The sequence below is a fragment of the Roseomonas chloroacetimidivorans genome (assembly GCF_049629625.1).
In the GTDB taxonomy this organism is placed as follows: Bacteria; Pseudomonadota; Alphaproteobacteria; order Acetobacterales; family Acetobacteraceae; genus Roseomonas; species Roseomonas chloroacetimidivorans.
Map to the genome: position 1 here is coordinate 1 of NZ_JBNBZS010000224.1, position 2,580 is coordinate 2,580.

The following is a 2,580-nucleotide window of genomic DNA, read 5'->3' on the forward strand; positions in this document are numbered from 1 at the left end:
CGGCAATCCACCCCGGGCAACCCTCAACAGGGTGCCCACGATCCCGTGGAATCAGTGCCCATCATCCCGTGGAATCGCTGCCCACGATGCCGTGGAATCACTGCCCACCATCGCGTGGAATTCGCACGTGACCGCCACACCGTCGCCGGCGCTAAGGACGACAGGCGTGACGCCAGGGTCCTGGCCGATGCCCTCAGGACGGACCCGCACTGCTTCCGGCCACTCGAAGTTTCCGCGCCCCTCCTCGTCGAACTCCGCGAGTGGTCCCGGGCCGCCGAGGAGCTGCAGCAGGAACGCACACGGTTGTCTAACCGCATCCGGCAGCAGCTCTGGCGATACTACCCGCAGGTCCTGGAGCTTGGCGACGACATCGCAGCTGATTGGCTCCTCGATCTCTGGGACCTCGCGCCCACACCGGCCGATGCGAAGCTTCTGCGCCCAGTACGAGTTAGCCGGGTGCTGACCAGACATCGCATCCGGCGCATCGGCCCCACTGAGGCGCTCGATATCCTCCGCAGGACGGCGGTGATCGTCGCCCCAGGCCCGACCGAGGCAGCGGTCGCCCGCATTCGCCTCCTCGCGGCGCGCGTTCGCCTCGTGAACACCCAGCTGCGCGAGGCACAGGGCAGGCTGGACGCCCTTTGTGACCAAGCGGCGGGCAGCGAGGCATCGCAGGACGCTCCCACCGATGCGGCAATCCTGCGCTCCCTGCCGGGGGTGGGCAGGATGAGGTGGTCCCCGGGTTTCGGACAGTTGGATAAGCTCGGTTCGCCCTGAGAAGGACGGACCCGATGACGGGGAAGCGGACGCGGTATTCAGCGGAGTTCAAGGCGAAGGTGGCACTGGAGGCGCTGCGTGGGGAGCTGACGACGGTGCAGCTGGCGGCCAAGCACGGCATCCATCACACGATGGTTGGCGAGTGGAAGCGCCAAGCCGTGGAGGGGATGGCAGGGGTGTTTTCCGGCCAGACGGCGGCGCAGGAGACGGCAAAGTCGACGGAGGCGGAGGTCGAGAAGCTGCACGCCAAGATCGGGCAGCTGCTGGTGGAACGGGATTTTTTGGCGAAAGCCTCCGGTCGATGAGCCTGGAGCGGAGGCGGCAGATGATCGAGCCGGAGCACCCGCAGTTGTCGGTGGTGCGGCAGTGCCAACTGGTCTCGATCAGCCGATCGGGGTTCTATCACGCGCCTGCGGGCGAGACGGCACTGAACCTGGAACTGATGCGGCTGATCGACGCACAGTTCCTGGAGACGCCCTGGTACGGGTCTCGGCAGATGGCGCGACATCTGCGGCGTGAGGGCTACACAGTCGGCCGCAAGCGGATCCGGCGGCTGATGACCAAGATAGGTTTGGCACCGATCTACCAACGGCCGCGGACTACGGTGCCGAACCCTGAGCACCGGGTCTTTCCCTACCTGCTGCGCGATCTGACAATTGACCGCCCTAACCAGGTCTGGTGCACCGACATCACCTATCTGCCCATGCGCCGTGGCTTCCTCTACCTCGTCGCCATCATGGATTGGGCGACGCGCAAGGTGCTGGCCTGGCGGGTGTCCAACACCATGGATGTGGAATTCTGCATCGAGGCTTTGGAAGAAGCCCTGACGCGCTTCGGGCGGCCGGAGATCTTCAACAGTGACCAAGGCAGCCAGTTCACCTCGCCGCGCTTCACCGAAGTGCTGCAACGGGCCGGGGTGCGCATCTCGATGGACGGCCGCGGCCGGTGGATGGATAATGTCTTCATCGAGCGGCTGTGGCGCAGCCTGAAATACGAGTGCGTCTACCTGCACGCCTTCGAAACCGGCTCCGAGCTGCGGGCCGGGCTTTCGAAGTGGATTTGCTACTACAATGCCGGACGCCCACATAGCGCGCTGGCGGGGCGGACCCCCGACGAGGCCTATGGGGCAAATGCGGTGGAGAGATTGGCGGCCTGACGGAAACCAGAACCGAGCTTATCCAGGCCGTCAAACTGTCCGACGGATGGGGACCACCTCAGGATCGTCCTCGCCGTGCTGCTCAGCGAGGCGGCTGAGCCCCTGGCGCGCCGCGATAACGACGCCCTGCGCAACCTTTGCGGCGTGGCGCCCGTGACCCGGCGCAGTGGCAAGCGCCTCGTCGTATCAATGCGCCGCGCGGCCCATGTCCGCCTCCGCCTTGCCCTGTATCACTGGTCCAGGGTCGCCATCCAACGCGATCCAGCCAGCCGCGCCCGCTATGCCGCTCTGCGCGAGCGTGGGCATTCCCACCCTCGCGCCTTGCGGAGCGTCGCCGACCGGCTCCTATCGGTCGCCTGTGCCATGCTCAGAACCGGATCTCTCTTCCGCTCCGACCCACAGCAAATAGCCGCCGCTATTGTGTAAGCGGCGGCAGTTGAACCAAGCCTCGGTCACTTGCCAACGGGTGGGAAGTCCCATCAGAACCCTCCATCGCAGGCTCCCAGCCACCCTTCAGCCCGTTATACCAACCGCCTTGATCGCTGACTCGCATGTGATCCCGCCAGCGCAGTAGGTGTGATTCGCTCCTTCCGGTGATTGGTTCGGGAGGCTGGAATGGCGCTGGCGATCACGCGGCAGGACCTGTC

Annotated in this window: 3 protein-coding genes; all 3 read left to right on the plus strand. The window is 65.6% G+C overall.

What is annotated here, in order from left to right; translation table 11 throughout:
- Window positions 1-114 precede the first annotated feature (114 nt).
- A complete protein-coding gene (locus ACO1BU_RS36815; protein WP_424140816.1) occupies window positions 115-777 on the plus strand; it encodes an IS110 family transposase in 663 nt (220 codons plus the stop codon).
- 14 nt (window positions 778-791) lie between these two features.
- A protein-coding gene (locus ACO1BU_RS36820) for an IS3 family transposase (protein WP_424140817.1) occupies window positions 792-1,933 on the plus strand; the annotation gives its coding sequence in 2 pieces (ribosomal slippage) (window positions 792-1,068 and window positions 1,068-1,933; 1,143 coding nt in all).
- A gap of 75 nt (window positions 1,934-2,008) precedes the next feature.
- Complete coding sequence (locus tag ACO1BU_RS36825) at window positions 2,009-2,359, plus strand: transposase (RefSeq protein WP_424140818.1); 351 nt, start codon at window positions 2,009-2,011, stop codon at window positions 2,357-2,359.
- Window positions 2,360-2,580: the final 221 nt, after the last annotated feature.